Genomic DNA, 17,465 nt, shown 5'->3' with positions numbered 1-17,465 from the left:
GGGGGATGCGAACCGGCGCGAATGTTTAACGGTCCATCGCCCGGCGGCAAGAGGATATGTCTTCTCTGAGAGCCTCAGCTACCGGCCTTTCGCGCGACTGAGGCCAGCCCCTTGGTGAGCTGGACCAGCCCGTTGAGCCGCGCCTTGGGATCGCCCCAGGCGCGCGACAGGACCAGCTTGCTGTCCGGCCGCAGCTTGACCGTACCCTGCAGTCGCTCGGCATAGGCGATGAGGCCTGCGGGGTTGGGGAAGCTGTCGTTGTGGAAGCTTACCAGTGTGCCGCGCGCGCCCACGTCGATCTTGGCAATGTGGGCCTCGACGGCCTGCCGCTTGATCTCGATGAGCTTGATGAGATTAGTCGTGGACTGCGGCAGCGGGCCGAAACGATCGATCATCTCGGCGGAAAGCGCCTCGATTTCCTGCTGGCTGTCCGCATCGTTGAGACGGCGATAGAGCGCCATGCGCACAGCGAGATCCGGCACATAGTCGTCCGGGATCATGATCGGCGCATCGACGGTGATCTGAGGGGAAAGGCCCGAAGTGTCCTTCTCCAGCCCGACACCGCCTGCGCGTGCAGCCATGATCGCGTCTTCGAGCATCGACTGGTAGAGTTCGAAGCCGACCTCGCGGATATGGCCCGATTGCTCGTCACCCAGCAGGTTGCCCGCGCCGCGGATGTCGAGGTCGTGGCTGGCGAGCTGGAAGCCGGCGCCCAGGCTGTCGAGATCGCCCAGAACCTTGAGGCGCTTTTCAGCGACTTCCGACAGGGCCGTGTCGGCCGGCGTCGTCAGGTACGCATAGGCGCGCAGCTTGGAGCGGCCCACGCGCCCGCGCAACTGGTAGAGCTGGGCAAGGCCGAAGCGGTCGGCGCGGTGGATGATGATCGTGTTGGCGCGCGGAATGTCGAGGCCACTTTCGACGATGGTGGTGGAGAGCAGCACCTCGTACTTGCCCTCATAGAAGGCGCTCATGCGCTCTTCCACTTCGCCCGCGCTCATCTGACCGTGCGCGGTAATGCAGTTAACTTCCGGGACGTGGGTGCGCAGCCACTCTTCGATCTCGGGCATGTCCGAAATGCGCGGCACGACGATGAAGCTCTGCCCGCCGCGATGGTGTTCGCGCAACAGGGCCTCGCGCGTCACCATGTCGTCCCATTCCATCACGTAGGTGCGCACCGCGAGACGGTCGACCGGCGGGGTCTGGATGGTGGAGAGTTCGCGCAGGCCCGACATCGCCATCTGCAGCGTGCGGGGGATCGGCGTGGCGGTGAGCGTCAGCACATGCACATCGGCGCGCAGTTGCTTGAGCTTTTCCTTGTGGTTTACGCCGAAGCGCTGTTCCTCGTCGACGATGACGAGACCAAGGCGCTTGAACTGCACGGTTTTCGAGAGAATCGCGTGCGTACCGCAGACGACATCGACGGTACCGCTCGCCAGTCCTTCGCGCGTGGTACGCGCTTCCTTCTCGGGCACGAGGCGCGAGAGGCGGCCTACATTGAGCGGGAAACCGGCAAAGCGCTCGGCAAACCCGGAATAGTGCTGGCGGGCGAGCAGGGTGGTCGGCGCCACGACGGCGACCTGCTGCCCGGCCATGGCGGCGACGAAAGCGGCGCGCAGAGCGACCTCGGTCTTGCCGAAGCCGACATCGCCGCAGACGAGACGGTCCATCGGCTTGCCTTCGGAAAGATCGTTCAGCACGTCCTCGATGGCGCGGTCCTGATCGTCGGTTTCCTGCCAGGGGAAGCGGTCGACAAACTGGTCGTAGGCGGAGCCTTCGGGCACCATGACCGGCGCCTTGCGCAGCGCGCGTTCGGCGGCCGTCTTCATCAGCTCACCGGCGATCTCGCGTATGCGTTCCTTCAGGCGCGCACGGCGCTTCTGCCAGGCCTCGCCGCCCAGCTTGTCGAGCATGACGCCGTCGCTCTCGCTACCATAGCGCGAGAGCACGTCGAGGTTCTCGACCGGGATGTAGAGCTTGTCGCCGCCCGCGTAGGTCAGCATCACGCAGTCGTGCGGGGACTGACCGACCGGGATCGACTGCAGACCTTCGTAGCGGCCGATGCCGTGATCCATGTGGACGATCAGGTCGCCCGGCGTCAGCGCCGAGAGTTCGGCGAGGAAGGCGTCGGAATCCTTGCGCTTCTTCTTGCGCCGCACGAGGCGGTCGCCGAGGATGTCCTGCTCGGTGACGACTTCCAGCGCATCGTTGCTAAAGCCGGTTTCGAGCGGCAGCACCAGCGCGGCGGAGCGGCCCTGCACGGCCAGCCCCAGGGCTTCCTGCCAGGTTTCGGTCAGGCGCGGTTCCGGTCCCTGAGCCTCGCCCAGAATGGAAGCGAGACGCGCACGGCTGCCGGTGGAATAGGCGGCAAGGATTGCCTTGCGCCCACTCTTCCCAACCGCCTGCAGATGCTTGGCGGCGGCTTCGTAGGCATTGTCGCCTCGCGCGCGTTCCGGCGCGAAGTCGCGGGCATTGCGAAAGCCGAAGTCAACGACTTTGCCGCTCTCGGGCTGGGCGAAGGGATCGGCGCGATGGACGGGAAAGCCCGACAGCGCCTGCGTCAGTTCCTCGGCGCCCAGATAGAGGGCATCGGTTGCCAGAGGACGATAACTGCCGGCCTTCTGGCCCGAGGTGTCGAGGCGGGCCTTGTGGTAATCTGCGATATCGCCAAGCCGCTCGTCGGTGGCGGCGATTGCTGCGGTGTCGGCGACGATCAGATCGTCGTCGGCCAGATGGTCGAACAGCGTGACAAGCCGGTCTTCGAAAAGTGGCAGCCAGTGCTCCATGCCCGCCAGCCGGCGCCCGTCGCTGACGGCCTGATAAAGCGGATCACCCGTGGCATTGGCGCCGAACATCTCGCGATAGCGGCTGCGGAAGCGCTTGACCGTAGCGTCGTCGAGCAGGGCTTCGCCGGCGGGCAACAGAAGGTAGTCATCGACGGTCCCGGTCGAGCGCTGCGTGCTCGTATCGAACAGCCGCAGTGTTTCGAGTTCGTCGCCGAAGAAGTCGAGCCGCAGGCCGGCATCGAGCCCGGCGGGCACGATATCGAAGATCGAGCCGCGCACGGCGAACTCGCCCGCATCGATAGCGGTGTCGGAACGCTGATAGCCCTGCCGTCGTAACAGCGCGATCAGGCTTTCGTGGCCGATCTCCATTCCCGGCTTGAGGAGACGCACCGATTCCCGAATGCGAAAGGGCGTCAGCACACGCTGCAGCAGGGCATTGGCCGTCGTGACCAGCAGCTGCGGGCCCTTGCGCTTGGCCTGCAATCGGTAAAGCGCGGCAAGCCGGCGCCCGCTGACCGATAGCGCCGGGCTGGCGCGGTCGTAGGGCAGGCAGTCCCATGCGGGGAATTCCAGCACGTCCAGCTCGGGCGCGAAAAACTTCGCCGCTTCGGCAATAGCGCTCATTGCCGCTTCGTTGTCGGCGATGAATACGGCGCGGCCTTTGGCGGCGCGGGCGAGGTCGGCCATGACGAGTGGCTGCGCCCCGCGCGTCACCGAGGCCAGGGTCAGGGGCGCGGTGGCCGAGAGAATGCGTTGAAAGTCTGCCATGTCAGGATGGGCGCGAGATAACGGCTTGAGTGGGAATTTCAATCATCTTGAGAGTTGCGTGCGCCGCTGCCTCTGGGCCATCACCGTGGCAAGCAGACGAGGTGCGGTAAATGACGGTGACAGATCTGAGCGGAAAGCGGGCTTTGGTCACGGGCGCATCGAGAGCCATGCTGGCGAGGCTATTCCCGTCGACGGCGGGCATTTGCTCAGCCCGCTGTAGATCCGAAGGTCAGCGCGGAATTTCGACGTAGTCGAGCTTCATCATGCGCTCGATCAGCGGGCCGCGGTATTCCTCAGGGATGGATTGGGTGCCAAGCGCCCAGGCCATGATATCGACATCCTCTTCCTCGATCATCTTTTCGAACAGGTCGAGGTCGGCTTCGGACCAATCGGCGTGGAAGCGGTCGAAGAAGCAGCCGATCATGTAGTCGGCCTCGCGCGTGCCGCGATGCCATGCGCGGAACTTCAAACGGGCCAAGCGGGGCGAAAGATCAGACATACCGGCGCCGTTACGACACGGCGCCGGTATCGGCAAGGTGCTCTATGATCCGTCAGGCGTGCAGCATCTGCACGATGTCTTCGGTTGGGCGGCCGGTCATGGTCTTGGGCACTTCGCCCAGCAGCACGTTTTCCAGCTGCTTGTGATAGTGGCGGCGCATTTCCCCAAGCGAGCGCGGATCGGCGACGATCACCAGCTTATCAATCCGGTGGGCCAGAACCTCCCCATTCAGCCACTCGGCAACCGCAGTCACATGGGCTGCTTCCTCGAGCTTGCCGATCTTGTCCTTGGGCGCACCCGTCTGGAATCGTGATATCTTGTCATGGTCCTTGGCACCGGCGCTGTAGTTGGTGCCATTAAGATCGGGCACGTCCATCGCGGCGAGCTTGGGGGACGTTTCCATGCCGGAATTGCGATAGAGCTCGAAGTTCTCTCCATCGACGATCGCGAACACTGTTCCGTGCGGCAAGAGCATGGATTTCTCCTCTTATTGATTGATCCATGTTTCCAACGAAACTTGCATGCGCCGGTTCCGCATTCACTGGTGAAACGATGTGCTCCCGCGCTAAGGGGTGGCCATGAGGCCAGAAGCGCTCAATCCCCTGTTCGTGGAAGTGGACGTGCTCGACGGAGTCGGGCCCAAGTTGCGCCGTCCGCTCGAAAAGCTCGGCCTCGCCCGGATCAAGGACCTAACCTACCACCTGCCCGACCGTTTCGTGGAGCGGCGCGCGGTTTCGAATCTCGATGAAGCCGGGGTGGGGGAGAACGTCGTCGTGGCCTTGACCGTGCGCGAACATCGCGCGGCGGCGGGCAGGGGGCCGTTCCGGGTCGTCGCCGAAGACGACATCGGGAACCATTGCACGCTCATCTATTTCGGGCGGGCGTCCTACACGGCGAAGAAGCAATTGGCCTTGGGCGAGCGGCGCTGGGTTGCGGGAAGGCTGGACCAGTACGGGCAGGCCTTGCAGATCGTCCATCCCGAGCATGTCTCCGAAAGTACGTCCGCCCCGCTCGCACAGCTGCGCGAAGCCGTCTATCCCCTGTCCGAAGGGCTGACGCAGGGACGTATCGCCGGACTTGTGCAGCAGGCGCTCAAAGGCCTGCCCGAGCTTCCCGAATGGATCGAGCCGGGGCTGCTGGACCGTATGCAGTGGCCCGCCTGGCGCGAAGCGCTGCAAGAGGCGCACAAGGCTGCTCATGCCGCCGCTCGCGACCGACTGGCCTATGATGAACTTCTGGCCAATGCGCTGGCGCTGATGCTCGTGCGCCAAAGCAATCGGGCGCAGCGCGGCAGCCCTCTTTCCGGCAATGGCTCGCTGCGGACGAAGCTACGGCTTCCCTTCGCGCTAACCGGTGCCCAGAAGCGCTCCATTGCCGAGATTGAGGGCGACCTCGGCCAATCCGCGCCGATGCTGCGTTTGCTGCAGGGCGATGTGGGGGCCGGCAAGACGGTGGTCGCGCTTTCGGCGATGCTGATCGCTGTCGAAGCGGGTGCGCAGGCAGCGCTGTTGGCACCCACGGAAATTCTTGCTCGGCAGCACTTCGAAACGCTCCGCAAGATGCTGGAAGGCACCGGCGTCGAGATTGCGCTGCTCACCGGTCGGGACAAGGGCAGGGCGCGGGAATCGATCCTGATGGGCCTGCTCGACGGATCGATCGACATTGTCGTCGGCACGCATGCTATATTTCAGGACTCTGTAGAGTATCGGAATCTGGCGCTGGTCGTGATCGACGAGCAGCATCGTTTCGGCGTCGGACAGCGCCTGATGCTGGCGCGCAAGGGTCGGCGCACGCCGCATACGCTGGCGATGACCGCCACGCCGATCCCGCGCACGCTCACCTTGGCCCAGTACGGCGAGATGGACGTCTCCCGCCTCGACGAACTGCCCCCGGGGCGACAGGCTATAGATACGCGCGTCGTTTCGGTCGAGCGGATCGCGGATGTGGCCGGTGCACTGGCCCGGCACTTCGAGACCGGACAGCAGGCCTACTGGGTCTGTCCTATGGTCCGCGAAAACGAGACCGACGACATCGCTGCAGCCGAAGCGCGTTTCGCGGTGCTCAAGGAGCGCTTCGGCGAGGATGTCGTTCTCGTTCATGGTCAGCTCCGACCCGAGGCAAAGGACGCCGCGATGGAGCAATTCGCTTCGGGTAGGGCTCGGCTTCTGGTCGCCACTACCGTGATCGAAGTAGGCGTCGATGTTCCCAATGCCACGCTCATGGTGATCGAGCAGGCAGAGCGGTTCGGTCTTGCCCAGTTGCACCAGCTGCGAGGCCGCGTCGGACGAGGCAGCGAGAAGTCCACCTGCCTTTTGCTGCGCGGAAATTCGCTGTCGGAAACGGCGCGCCAGCGGCTCGCTCTGATGCGCGAGACACAGGATGGTTTTCGTCTCGCCGAGGAAGATCTCGAACTGCGCGGCGGCGGCGAATTGCTGGGGACACGGCAATCGGGGGATACGCCATTCCGCATTGCCAGTCTGGAGCAGATACAGAAGCTCCTGCCGCTCGCCCATGACGATGCCCGGCTATTGATGGAGCGCGACGGCGGCTTGTCGGGCAAGCGCGGCGAAGCTGCGCGGCAGCTCCTTTATCTCTTCGAGCGCGACTGGGGTGTGCAGCTGCTTCGCGGCGGCTGACGATTTTCCGCCACCAACGAACGCCGCAAAGAGAAAAGGCGGAGGACCTTTCGATCCCCCGCCTCTTCGCATGCGGCAGTTGCCGTGTGCTGCTATCAGCGCGAGCCGAAAGCGTAACGCACGTTGATACCGAATTCACGCGGCGCGGTGGTGGTCACCGAGTTGTACGTGCTGGTGTAGGTCGTCGCGGCACCACCTGCGGCGATGTTGCGGTACGACGTGAACAGCGGATCGCCACGCGTGAGCGTCTTGGTCGTGTCGAGCACGTTCTTGGCGAACAGCGAGATCGCCCAAGCGCCGTCAAATGCCCGAATACCGGCGTAGAGGTTGAGCAGGCCGTAGGAATCCACGTCGTCGTAGATGTTTGTCGGGTCCACGCGCGAATTGCCGTTGAAGTTCACGAGACCGCGAACATAGCCTTCCACGTCATCGGAGACCGGCACACGGTATTCCGAACGGAGTGTGGCGCTGAACGGAGCCTGGAAGCCCGAACGCTGCGAGACGTTGCAGGCTGACAGATTGTTGCTGCCCACGGCGGCCTGAAGTTCTTCGAGGGAGGGTGCCGAGACGGTCGAATCGGGCACGCCATCACCGTTAAGGTCATTACACGGGATGGTGCCGTCCTTGATCTTGCCGATCGAGTAGCTGGCAGTGATACCGACGTCCCAGTTGTTCGTGACTGCTACGGACAGGTCGCCTTCGATGCCGTTCACTTCCACCGGCACGGCGCCGACGAAATTGAACTGAGCTACCTCCTGAAAAACATCGCCGGTCGTCCGGTCAACTGCAGTGTTCACATAGTACACGCCCTGGTTGGGGACGCGGTAGGGGTAGTTCTTGAACTTCTGGTGGTAGGCCGTCAGATTCAAGTTGGCGCGTCCGCCCAGTAGCGTGCTCTTCAGACCGATTTCGTAGGATTTCGAAGTTTCGGCCGGCAAGTTCACGAAGCTCTGTTCGAGGGCCGACGGGGCACGGTTGAAGTCACCGACGACGTTGAGACCCGGGCGCCAGGAGCTGCCCGTGCTTGCATAGATCATCAGGTCCGGAGTGAAGTTGTGCTTCACCGAGGCGCTGTAGATCCACTTCTTTGCACTCTGGCCGGTCGAAGCAATCGGTGTGCCGCCGACAACCAGGCCGTTGGTATCGTTGTAGTCGATATGACGCAGGCCACCCGCGATTTCCGTGTCGTCGCTGATGTGAGCCGTGATGTTTCCGAAGAAAGACTGCTCATGCGAACCGCCGGTGCGATCGATCTCGGTGATGATGGTGTCATCAAGCCGCGGATCCAGGGCCGATGCGAGAAGGCCGCGATTGGGGACGAACGGATTGGGCATGCCGAGGATGGTCGGGCTCTGCAGCTCGGTCGGGGTGTCGTTCTTGTAGTCGAAGAAGCCGACCACATAGTCGATCATCCCAAACAGGCGAGCATCGTTCTGCAGCCGGATTTCGTGCGACGTCGATTTGATGTGCGAGTAGTTGTAACGGAAGAAATCGCCGTCGAAATAGTTGCCCTTGTCCATGTTTTCTGCCCCAGAAATCTTCTGGGTGTAGTGCTGGCCCTGGTAGATGAGGACCTGACCCAAAGCGGAAACTTCGGAGCGCCAGTTGTAGATGTCATAGACCTGGCGGGTGTCGAGGCCGTGCTCCATGTTGGAGAGGCGGTCGGATGAGGAGATGTAGACGGGGCTTTCCGGCGCGTCGGGATTCACTTCGCTGAACGAGGCAACCTGAGTGTACGAGCGGGCCTCGCGGTCGAGACGCTGGTACATGCCTTCCAGCTTGAGCCAGTCGGTGGGCTGGACCAGTGCGGAAATGCGGCCGCTCTTGGTGCGGGAGAAGGGATCCTTGACCGGGTAGATCGAACGAACACGGTCACCTTCGTTTTCATCCCACACGCCGGCAACGCGAATGGCGGCGATGCCTTCGACAATCGGAATGTTCAGACCGCCCTTGAAGTTCAGCGTGCCGATGTCGTTGGCGGTCATGTCGCCGAAGCCGCCGAGTTCATAGAGATCGGGCTTCTTGGCAGTGACCGTAATCGAGCCGGACGGGGATGCACGGCCGCGCAGGGTGCCCTGCGGTCCACGCTGCACTTCGATCATGCCGATGTCGTACATCTGCTGGAGGATGACGCCGGCCGTGATCGGGGCATCGTTGAAATAGAACTCGACGGTCGGGTTGTTGCCGCTCGCGCTCACGTCGAAGTTGACGCCGCGCAGCTTGGCGCCGCCGCCAACGCCATTGGATTCGGTGTCCAGTTGCAGACCCGGAACGATCGACGCAACATCGTTGAAGCTACGCAGGTTCAGCTTGTCGACGTCGTCGGCAGAGACGGTGTCGATCACGGCGGGAACGTCCTGAACGTCCTCGGCGCGGCGGCGGGTCTGAACGATGATGACGTTTTCGGTGAACGACGTATCGGCTTCGGCTTCCGGCGCGGTGTCCTGTGCGAAGGCAGGCGTCGAAAGGCCGGCCACGCTCGCAGAGCACAGCAGCAGGCTGGAAATAAGGCGCATAATCTCTCCCATGAGGTAGTGCAGGGTTGCTTGTTGCGCGCAGGAACTGAAGATCGTTCAGTTTTAAGTCAACGCGCGTGCGAAAAGATTACGTAGGAGCGATAGACTGTGACATCGCGGCAACGGGCGCGGAAAAAATGAACCGGATTCACTTTCGAATTGCTCGAAAATTGGCGATTCCGGGCGCGAGGCCGCTGTGGCGCGAATGTCAGGCATGATCGCCAGTGATGAGTTCACAGCCGATCGCGTGTGAACGCCCCCGATTCGGCAGCAATCTCCTCGCTTGCCGAAGCTCTTGCCGGTTCGATTTTTGTGGAAGCCAGAACGGATCAAGGCACCGGGCACATGGTGTGCCGGCGGTGCCGTTGAGTATAGATCCGATGTGGTGAAATGGTCGGGGAGAGAGGATTCGAACCTCCGGCCCCTGCCTCCCGAAGACAGTGCTCTACCAGGCTGAGCTACTCCCCGACCGATCGTGCCGCGCGAAAGCGGCCCGAGGCAGGAGCGCGCCTATAGAGAGCGATTCTTGCGGTGGCAAGGGCCGATTGTGCAAATCATGCGGCCTGGCGGGAAGAGGTATGCGAAGCGCGGCCGGAACCGCCGGCCGGCTCCTGGGAAAGCTTGAAATGGGCCACAATCTGACCGAGCGTGATCGCCTCGTTGGAGAGGTGGCGCGCAGCGGCAGTGCCTTGCTCGACCATCGCCGCATTTTGCTGGGTGGCCGAGTCCAGGCGCGCGATGCGTTCGTTGACATGGCCGATTTCCTGGGCCTGTTCACGCGAAACACTCGCGATCGTCTCGATCGTTTCGTTGATCTGGGCAATGCCCGACACGATCGTCGACAATGACTCGCCCGACTCGCCTACCAGTTTCACCCCGCGGGCAACCTGGCTGGCAGAGGTTTCGATGAGCGCCTTGATCTCGTTGGCGGCATCGGCGGACCGCTGGGCCAACGCCCGCACCTCGGTGGCAACGACGGCAAAACCCTTTCCTGCCTCGCCCGCGCGGGCTGCTTCGACGCCTGCATTGAGAGCGAGCAGGTTGGTCTGGAAGGCGATCCCGTCGATCAGCGTGATGATCTGACTGATCTGGTCCGCCGATTGCTCGATTTCGCCCATCGCCTGCACGGCGGTCTCTACAACAGAACTGCCGTTGACGGCATCCTGCCGCGCACGGGCGACGTTTCCTTGCAGCTCCTGCGCGCTCGTAGCGTTGGCCTGGACCTTGGAATTGAGCTGGCGCAGGGTCGCTGCGATATCTTCCAGTGTGGCAGCCTGCTGTTCGGTGCGCATGGCCAGATCTTCCGTGGCACTGCGGATTTCGCTCGATCCGTTTTCAATCTGCAAGGAAGCGCCGGTCACGTTGCGGACGATGTCCTCAAGGTCGGCGACAGCTGAGTTGAGATGGGTGCGCAGCTTTTCGTAGCTGGCAGGAAAGGCTTCCGTAAGCCGCAGCGAGAGATCGCCTTTGGCCAGCGAACCGAGGGCCGTACCGATCTTCTCGATGACCAGGTTCTGCTGCTCGGCCGTGCGGCTTCGCTCGCGCTGGGCTTCTTCTTCGACCTGCTGACGTTCTTCCTGGGCCGCAGCCTGGTCCAGCACCAGCTTTTCCACGTTGCGCGCGATGATGATCAGGACAGTCGTCTCGATCACTACGACAACCGCATGAAAAACAACGCGCTCCAAGTCCGAACCGTTGGGAAACACGATCGAGGGGGCAGCGAAGTTGGTGGTCAGGTGATGGACTGCGGTAACGCCCGCTGCCACGAGGATGGGGCGCCAGTCCGCCATGATCGTGAGCATCGCGATTGCCGCGAAAAAGATCATGTGGATGTCGAGCATCCATTGCCCGCCGGCCCACTGCCAAAGGAGGATGGCTGGATAGAGCGGCAGTGCCAGCCCGATAGCCATCCGGGTCTGGGCATCGTATACGCCGCGAACGACCTGAAATGTCGGGACCGCCGTAATGAAACCTGCAACGGCCACCGGCATGAAGCCCGTATCGGCAAGGAAAGTGCATAAGCCAATCACGGCCACGCACACCCAGCTCACGTAAATCAGGACGAGGGCGCCCTTGCGGCGCAATTCATTCAGGCCGTTCATGATGTTTTAGCCGTTTCTGTTTCAGGACCACCACAGAGAAATTCCGGTACGGAGATCAGCAGGGCTCCGCTAGAATAAGCGGAAAGGGCATCTTTGCTCGCGTTCACGCGAATGATGAAAGCCCCGTCGTAAGGGCCCGGAGCAAGAAGGCGCGCACCATTCTGCCGGGACCAGGCCACGGCATTTGCCGTGTCGCTGCCATCGAGAGGCAGATAGAGCGCCGTACCGCCGTGAGCGGGAGAGAGAGCAAAAGCCAATGCTATAACGGCTACGACTCCCTGAAGCGCCAACGGACTTGGCAGCAGGCGCTTCAGCGTGGTGGAAATCTTGAGGGGCATTCGGCGATTATCGCTCGGAACCCGCTTCAACCGGGCAAAATTGGCATTAGGGAATATCACCAAGGTCGTGGAGTAAATTGGGCAACCTTCTTTTCCTCGCCCGCTGCTGCGGTTAGGTCGATGGAGGAACCGACAAGGAGCCGAGACCGTCGATGACTGCCCCGCATTTCGAACACCAGTACCTCGATCTGCTTCGCAAGGTCTGGGAGCAGGGCGATGAACGGCGTGACCGCACCGGTGTCGGCACACGATCGCTGTTTGGCCCCACCATGCGTTTCGATCTCTCGGATGAGGCAATCCCTTTGCTGACGACCAAGCGGGTCGCCTGGAAGACGGCCGCGCGGGAAATGCTCTGGTTCCTAACCGGCGATACCAACATCCGCGAACTCGTGCGTCAGAAAGTGCATATCTGGACCGACTGGCCCCTTGATCGCTATCGGCGCGAAACGGGCGAGGACATTGATCGCGACAGCTTCGAGGCCCGCATTCTCGAAGACGATGCCTTTGCGGCACAATGGGGCGATCTTGGCCCGGTTTACGGCAAACAGTGGGTGAACTGGGATACGTATGAACTGGTCGGTGATGGGCTGTTCAGGCGCGGCGAGCCGGTTAACCAGATCGCGCAGCTCGTGCAGGATATTCGCACTAACCCGACGTCGCGGCGGTTGCTGTTTACCGGATGGAACGTCGCTGAACTGGGCGGGATGGCGCTGCCGCCCTGTCACATGACCTATCAGTACCATGTTGCCGGCGGGCGACTGTCCGGCATGCTCTGGCAGCGGTCCTGCGACCTGGGCCTGGGATTCGCCTTCAACGCCTTCTCGGCGGCAATGCTGCTACGCATGCTGGCGCAGCAATGCGACCTCGAGCCGGGCGAACTCGTCTGGAGCGCGGGCGACGCGCACGTCTATCTCAATCACGAGCATCTGGTGCATGAGCAACTTGCGCGTGAACCGCGCGGCCACCCGGTGCTGAAGCTGACGCGCAAACCGGTATCGATCTTCGACTATCGTATCGAGGATTTCGAGGTTCACGACTACGAACCCCATAAGCACATCGCTGCCCCCGTAGCGGTCTGAACAGATATTGAGGCGCCAACATCCGGCGCTGCGCGGCTTGACATCCCGTAATGTCGGATACAGCCCGGGCGCACTTCTGCGCAGCGAAAGGGCTTGTTCGTGACATTCGACGTAACCACCCGCAATCATGGCCATGTCGGCGAGATCCATTTCTCCGCGCCGCCCCATAACTTTGCCTCGTCGGGGATGCTTTGCGCCCTGGCCGATGCGATCGATGTGATGGATGCGGACATCGACACGCGCTGCATTCTGCTGACCGCCGAAGGCAAGGTGTTTTGCGGCGGGGCCAATCTTGCCGGTGCCGATGAAGTGCAGGGCGCCGAGGGCATGAATGAAATCGCCCTGTTCTATCAGAACGCGGCGCGGATCATGAAGCGCAAGAAGCCGATGATAGCAGTGGTGCAAGGCGCGGCGATCGGCGCCGGTCTGGGGCTGGCGCTCGCGGCGGACTTCCGGATCGCATCACCTGCCGCACGGTTTTCCGCGAACTTCGTGAAGCTGGGATTCCACCCCGGCTTTGCCATTACCCACACGCTGCCGCGCATCGTCGGGACGCAGAAGGCCTCGTGGATGATGCTGAGCGGCAACCGCATCAAGGCAGAAGAGGCATTCGAATGGGGGCTGGCGGATCGGGTGGCCCCGGCAGAGAGCCTGGAAGCCGACGCGCTGGCCATGGCGGAAGAGATCGCCTGCAACGCGCCGCTTGCGCTTGTCGCCATTCGTTCGACGCTGACGGGTGACCTGCCCGCGAAAGTGGTGGAAGCCATGGAGCACGAACACGCTGAGCAGACCGCGCTCAAGGGGACTGCGGACTATGCCGAAGGGGTGGCTGCCGTGTTCGAGCGGCGCGCAGCGAACTTTACCGGAAGATAGGCGTTGCTTCGGTGGAGGGTCTGCTTCCGCTGTGCATCACGCGCGATTGACATTGCGGGAGTGCGTAATAATATGACCTCACCGTAGAATTTTGATGCTCAAGGTTCTTGCGGCCCGACCATGACGGGAGAGCATGAAAATGGCCGAAGGTCCGGTTAGATCAGGTAAGCCGCGGGGTAATCTGCCGCCGCTGGAATTCTATGTCCCCGAACCCCGGTACCGGCCGGGCGACGTCGTGGATTATTCGCATCTCGAGATACCGGAAGCGGGCACTGCGCGCCGTCCGGACGAGGCGTGTGAGGCAAACGAAACCTGGCCGCTCACGACCGATCTGATTCGTGTTCTCGATGAGAACGACCAGGCCGTCGGCCCGTGGGATCCCAAGCTCGATCCTGAGACTCTGCGCGGCATGCTGCGCACAATGGCGCTCACGCGCGCCTTCGACGACCGCATGTATCGCGGGCAGAGGCAGGGCAAGACCAGCTTCTACATGAAGTCGACCGGCGAAGAGGCGATTTCAGTGGCCTGTGCTTTCGCTCTGGCCGACGACGACATGGTCTTCCCCAGCTATCGCCAGCAGGGTATCCTGATTTCGCGCGGCTATCCGCTCGTCGAGATGATCAACCAGATCTACTCGAACCGTGCGGACCGCCTGAAAGGACGGCAGCTGCCGATCATGTATTCGGCGAAGGACTACGGCTTCTTCACGATCTCGGGCAATCTTGCCACGCAATTCCCGCAGGCTGTGGGCTGGTCGATGGCCAGTGCGATCAAGGGCGATACCCGCATCGCCACCAGCTTCATCGGCGAAGGATCGAGCGCGGAAGGCGATTTCCACGCCGCGATGACCTTTGCTGCGGTTTATAACGCGCCGGTCGTCCTCAACGTCGTCAACAATCAGTGGGCGATTTCGAGCTTTTCGGGCTTTGCCGGATCCGAGCGCACGACCTTCGCAGCGCGTGCCAACGGCTATGGCATTGCCGGGCTCCGGGTAGATGGCAACGACGCGCTTGCCGTCTACGCCGCGATGGACTGGGCGGCCAACCGCGCGCGGGCAAACAAGGGACCCACGCTTATCGAGCATTTCACCTACCGCGCCGAAGGCCATTCGACCTCCGACGACCCGAGCGCCTACCGCTCGGCGCGTGAGGCGGAGGAATGGCCGCTGGGCGATCCGGTGATGCGCCTGAAGAACCACCTTATCGGGCTCGGCGAATGGTCCGATGAGCAGCACGCGGAAATGGACAAGGCGCTTGCCGAGGAAGTCCGTACGGCAACCAAGGAGGCCGAGAAGAACGGCATCCTCGGCCATGGTCTGCATCATCCGTTCCACACGATGTTCGAGGACGTTTTCGAAGACCTGCCCTGGAATCTTCGCGAACAGGCCGATCAGGCGATCAGCGAACGACGAACCAAGTTTCCAGAGTGGAAGGAGTAGGGGGCATGCTGGAAGAGGACGCGGTCAGCCTCCACGAGGCCCCGACCCGGCAGATGAACATGATCGAGGCGATCAACGACGCGCTCGATGTCATGATGGGCCATGACCCCGACGTCGTCGTGCTCGGTGAGGACGTGGGCTATTTCGGCGGGGTGTTTCGCGCCACCGCCGGGTTGCAGAAGAAATACGGGAAGAACCGCGTGTTCGATTCCCCGATCAACGAGTGCGGCATCATCGGTGCCGCGGTGGGCATGGCAGCCTATGGCTTGCGCCCGGTGCCGGAGATCCAGTTCGCCGACTATATCTATCCCGGGCTAGACCAGTTGATCTCCGAAGCGGCGCGCATGCGGTATCGTTCGGCCGGGCAGTTCACATCCCCGCTGACGGTGCGCTCGCCTTTCGGCGGCGGCATTTTCGGTGGTCAGACGCATAGCCAGAGCCCCGAAGCGCTGTTCACGCATGTTGCAGGCCTGAAGACAGTGATCCCCTCGACCCCGCACGATGCCAAGGGCCTGCTGATCGCCGCAATCGAAGACAACGATCCGGTGATCTTCTTCGAGCCCAAGCGCATCTACAACGGCCCCTTCGACGGCAATTACGACAGCCCGTCCAAGACGTGGAAGTCGCATTCGGGCGGCAAGGTGCCCGAGGGGTACTATTCTATCCCGCTCGGCAAGGCGCGCACCGTGCGCGAAGGCTCGGCCATGACCGTGCTGGTCTACGGAACGATGGTACACGTGGCCGAGGCGGTGCTGGCGCAAAAGGGCGTCGATGCCGAGATCATCGACCTGCGCACGCTTGTCCCGCTCGACATCGATGCTGTGGAAAAGTCCGTGGAAAAGACCGGGAAATGTCTGGTGATACACGAGGCGACCAAGACTTCCGGCTTCGGCGCGGAACTGGTTTCGCTCGTGCAGGAGCGTTGCTTCTATCACCTGGAAGCGCCGATCGAGCGCGTGACCGGCTTCGACACGCCGTACCCGCACAGCCTTGAATGGGCTTATTTCCCCGGTCCCGTCCGCATTGGCGAGGCGGTGGACCGGCTGATGAAGGATTGATCCAATGGGTCGCTATACATTCCGCCTTCCCGACATCGGTGAAGGCATCGCCGAGGCCGAGATTGTCGCCTGGCACGTGAAGGTTGGGGATACCGTCGAGGAAGACGGCCGCCTGGCCGACATGATGACCGACAAGGCAACTGTCGAAATGGAAAGCCCCGTCGCCGGCAAGGTGATCGAAGTCGGCGGCGATGCCGGCGACGTTATCGCCATCGGCTCGCCCCTGGTGGTGATCGAAGTCGAAGGTGCCGGCAACGAGAAGGATGCCGGTGGTCCCGCTCCCAAGGACGAAGAGGTCGAGGAGCGGATTGAGGCGGAAAACCCCGATGCGGGTGACGTTGATCGTGTCGCGGCTGCCGCTCCCGAGACGGCCCTGGCTCCCAAGCCTGCGCCTGCACCGGAGCCATCGCCCGAACCTGCGGCCAAGCCGAAGGCAGAGACCGCTCCGGCGGCGACAGGTACCAAGGCTCCGGCTGCCCGGGCTGCCGCCGGACAGTCCAAGGTCATGGCCAGTCCGGCGGTGCGCAAGCGTGCGCAGGACCTCGGCATTGATCTTGGTGAGGTCCGTCCCGCCGAAGATGGCCGTGTCCGTCACGCCGACCTCGATGCGTTCCTGGCCTACAACTCCGCCGGCGGCTTCCAGCCTGCCGGGCAGAAGGGGTGGGATGAGCAGGTCCGCGTCATCGGCCTGCGTCGCCGCATTGCCGAGAACATGGCCGCCTCGAAGCGCAACATCCCGCACTTCGCCTATGTCGAGGAATACGACGTCACGGCGCTCGAAGAGCTACGCGCGCAACTCAATGAAGGGCGGGGCGACCGCCCCAAGCTGACGATGCTGCCGTTCCTGATTTCGGCAATCTGCAAGCTCATGCCGAAATATCCGATGCTCAATGCGCACTACGACGACGAAGCCGGTGTCGTGACGCGCTATGGCTCGGTCCATCTCGGCATGGCGGCGCAGACGCCGGCAGGACTGATGGTTCCGGTGATCCGCGATGCACAGGATCGCAACCTCTGGCAGCTGGCCACCGAAATCTCGCGTCTGGCCAACGCTGCGCGCGACGGATCGGCGAAGTCGGCGGAGCTTTCCGGATCGACGATTACCGTCACCTCGCTCGGCCCGATGGGCGGTGTGGTGACAACACCGGTCATCAATCGTCCCGAAGTGGCGATCATCGGCCCCAACCGTATCGTCGAGCGCCCGATGTTCGTGCGCGATGCGAGCGGCGCCGAACGCGTCGAAAAGCGCAAGCTGATGAACATCTCGATGAGCTGCGACCACCGCGTCGTCGACGGATGGGATGCTGCCAGCTTTGCGCAGGATCTCAGGAAGCTGATCGAAGCGCCTGCGCTGATCCTTGCGGGCTGAGCGCAG

Annotated in this window: 12 protein-coding genes and 1 tRNA gene; 6 read left to right on the top strand and 7 right to left on the bottom strand. The window is 62.6% G+C overall.

What is annotated here, in order from left to right; all coding sequences use genetic code 11:
• Window positions 1–74: 74 nt before the first annotated feature.
• The 3 genes from mfd to IEX64_RS05050 form a co-directional block, all read right to left on the bottom strand.
• Window positions 75–3,551: a transcription-repair coupling factor gene (mfd, locus tag IEX64_RS05060; RefSeq protein WP_188818601.1), complete on the bottom strand. Its 3,477-nt coding sequence runs from the start codon at window positions 3,549–3,551 to the stop codon at window positions 75–77.
• Window positions 3,552–3,780: 229 nt separating this feature from the next.
• Window positions 3,781–4,050 (bottom strand): FAD assembly factor SdhE, encoded by a 270-nt coding sequence (locus tag IEX64_RS05055; protein ID WP_188818600.1) that lies wholly within the window; start codon window positions 4,048–4,050, stop codon window positions 3,781–3,783.
• A 52-nt stretch (window positions 4,051–4,102) separates the two neighbouring features.
• On the bottom strand, window positions 4,103–4,525 hold the full coding sequence (locus tag IEX64_RS05050) for a baeRF12 domain-containing protein (RefSeq protein ID WP_188818599.1): 423 nt from the start codon (window positions 4,523–4,525) through the stop codon (window positions 4,103–4,105).
• A 103-nt stretch (window positions 4,526–4,628) separates the two neighbouring features.
• Here IEX64_RS05050 and recG point away from each other — a divergent pair, with 103 nt between their 5' ends.
• Complete coding sequence (gene recG, locus IEX64_RS05045; protein ID WP_188818598.1) at window positions 4,629–6,686, top strand: ATP-dependent DNA helicase RecG; 2,058 nt, start codon at window positions 4,629–4,631, stop codon at window positions 6,684–6,686.
• Window positions 6,687–6,781: 95 nt separating this feature from the next.
• Here the strand turns inward: recG and IEX64_RS05040 are convergent, their stop codons facing one another.
• The 4 genes from IEX64_RS05040 to IEX64_RS05025 form a co-directional block, all read right to left on the bottom strand.
• Entirely contained in the window at window positions 6,782–9,202 is a 2,421-nt protein-coding gene (locus IEX64_RS05040; protein WP_188818597.1) for a TonB-dependent receptor, read from the bottom strand.
• 391 nt (window positions 9,203–9,593) lie between these two features.
• Window positions 9,594–9,670 (bottom strand) — tRNA-Pro (locus IEX64_RS05035).
• An 86-nt stretch (window positions 9,671–9,756) separates the two neighbouring features.
• A complete protein-coding gene (locus tag IEX64_RS05030; RefSeq protein ID WP_188818596.1) occupies window positions 9,757–11,304 on the bottom strand; it encodes a methyl-accepting chemotaxis protein in 1,548 nt (515 codons plus the stop codon).
• Window positions 11,301–11,642: a hypothetical protein gene (locus tag IEX64_RS05025; protein ID WP_188818595.1), complete on the bottom strand. Its 342-nt coding sequence runs from the start codon at window positions 11,640–11,642 to the stop codon at window positions 11,301–11,303. Before IEX64_RS05025 ends, IEX64_RS05030 begins: the two co-directional genes overlap by 4 nt.
• A 152-nt stretch (window positions 11,643–11,794) precedes the next feature.
• Between IEX64_RS05025 and thyA the strand changes: the two genes are divergently transcribed.
• From thyA to IEX64_RS05000, 5 genes are all read left to right on the top strand, one after another.
• On the top strand, window positions 11,795–12,721 hold the full coding sequence (thyA, locus tag IEX64_RS05020; RefSeq protein ID WP_188818594.1) for a thymidylate synthase: 927 nt from the start codon (window positions 11,795–11,797) through the stop codon (window positions 12,719–12,721).
• Between the two features lie 99 nt (window positions 12,722–12,820).
• Complete coding sequence (locus IEX64_RS05015) at window positions 12,821–13,594, top strand: enoyl-CoA hydratase/isomerase family protein (protein ID WP_188818593.1); 774 nt, start codon at window positions 12,821–12,823, stop codon at window positions 13,592–13,594.
• A 139-nt stretch (window positions 13,595–13,733) separates the two neighbouring features.
• Window positions 13,734–15,032 (top strand): 3-methyl-2-oxobutanoate dehydrogenase (2-methylpropanoyl-transferring) subunit alpha, encoded by a 1,299-nt coding sequence (locus IEX64_RS05010; protein ID WP_188818592.1) that lies wholly within the window; start codon window positions 13,734–13,736, stop codon window positions 15,030–15,032.
• 5 nt (window positions 15,033–15,037) lie between these two features.
• Window positions 15,038–16,090: an alpha-ketoacid dehydrogenase subunit beta gene (locus tag IEX64_RS05005; protein ID WP_188818591.1), complete on the top strand. Its 1,053-nt coding sequence runs from the start codon at window positions 15,038–15,040 to the stop codon at window positions 16,088–16,090.
• A gap of 4 nt (window positions 16,091–16,094) precedes the next feature.
• A complete protein-coding gene (locus IEX64_RS05000; protein WP_188818590.1) occupies window positions 16,095–17,459 on the top strand; it encodes a dihydrolipoamide acetyltransferase family protein in 1,365 nt (454 codons plus the stop codon).
• Window positions 17,460–17,465: the final 6 nt, after the last annotated feature.

It is taken from the genome of Novosphingobium indicum, assembly GCF_014645195.1.
GTDB lineage: Bacteria > Pseudomonadota > Alphaproteobacteria > Sphingomonadales > Sphingomonadaceae > Novosphingobium > Novosphingobium indicum.
Note: the sequence above shows the minus strand (reverse complement) of the source record. Positions and strands in the feature narration are given on the sequence as shown.

Coding starts and splice junctions, on each gene's coding strand:
- IEX64_RS05025 (WP_188818595.1), bottom strand. CDS start 11,642: ATGCCCCTCAAGATTTCCACCACGCTGAAGCGCCTGCTGCCAAGTCCG.
- IEX64_RS05000 (WP_188818590.1), top strand. CDS start 16,095: ATGGGTCGCTATACATTCCGCCTTCCCGACATCGGTGAAGGCATCGCC.
- IEX64_RS05050 (WP_188818599.1), bottom strand. CDS start 4,525: ATGCTCTTGCCGCACGGAACAGTGTTCGCGATCGTCGATGGAGAGAAC.
- IEX64_RS05010 (WP_188818592.1), top strand. CDS start 13,734: ATGGCCGAAGGTCCGGTTAGATCAGGTAAGCCGCGGGGTAATCTGCCG.
- mfd (WP_188818601.1), bottom strand. CDS start 3,551: ATGGCAGACTTTCAACGCATTCTCTCGGCCACCGCGCCCCTGACCCTG.
- IEX64_RS05055 (WP_188818600.1), bottom strand. CDS start 4,050: ATGTCTGATCTTTCGCCCCGCTTGGCCCGTTTGAAGTTCCGCGCATGG.
- thyA (WP_188818594.1), top strand. CDS start 11,795: ATGACTGCCCCGCATTTCGAACACCAGTACCTCGATCTGCTTCGCAAG.
- IEX64_RS05030 (WP_188818596.1), bottom strand. CDS start 11,304: ATGAACGGCCTGAATGAATTGCGCCGCAAGGGCGCCCTCGTCCTGATT.
- IEX64_RS05005 (WP_188818591.1), top strand. CDS start 15,038: ATGCTGGAAGAGGACGCGGTCAGCCTCCACGAGGCCCCGACCCGGCAG.
- IEX64_RS05040 (WP_188818597.1), bottom strand. CDS start 9,202: ATGCGCCTTATTTCCAGCCTGCTGCTGTGCTCTGCGAGCGTGGCCGGC.
- recG (WP_188818598.1), top strand. CDS start 4,629: ATGAGGCCAGAAGCGCTCAATCCCCTGTTCGTGGAAGTGGACGTGCTC.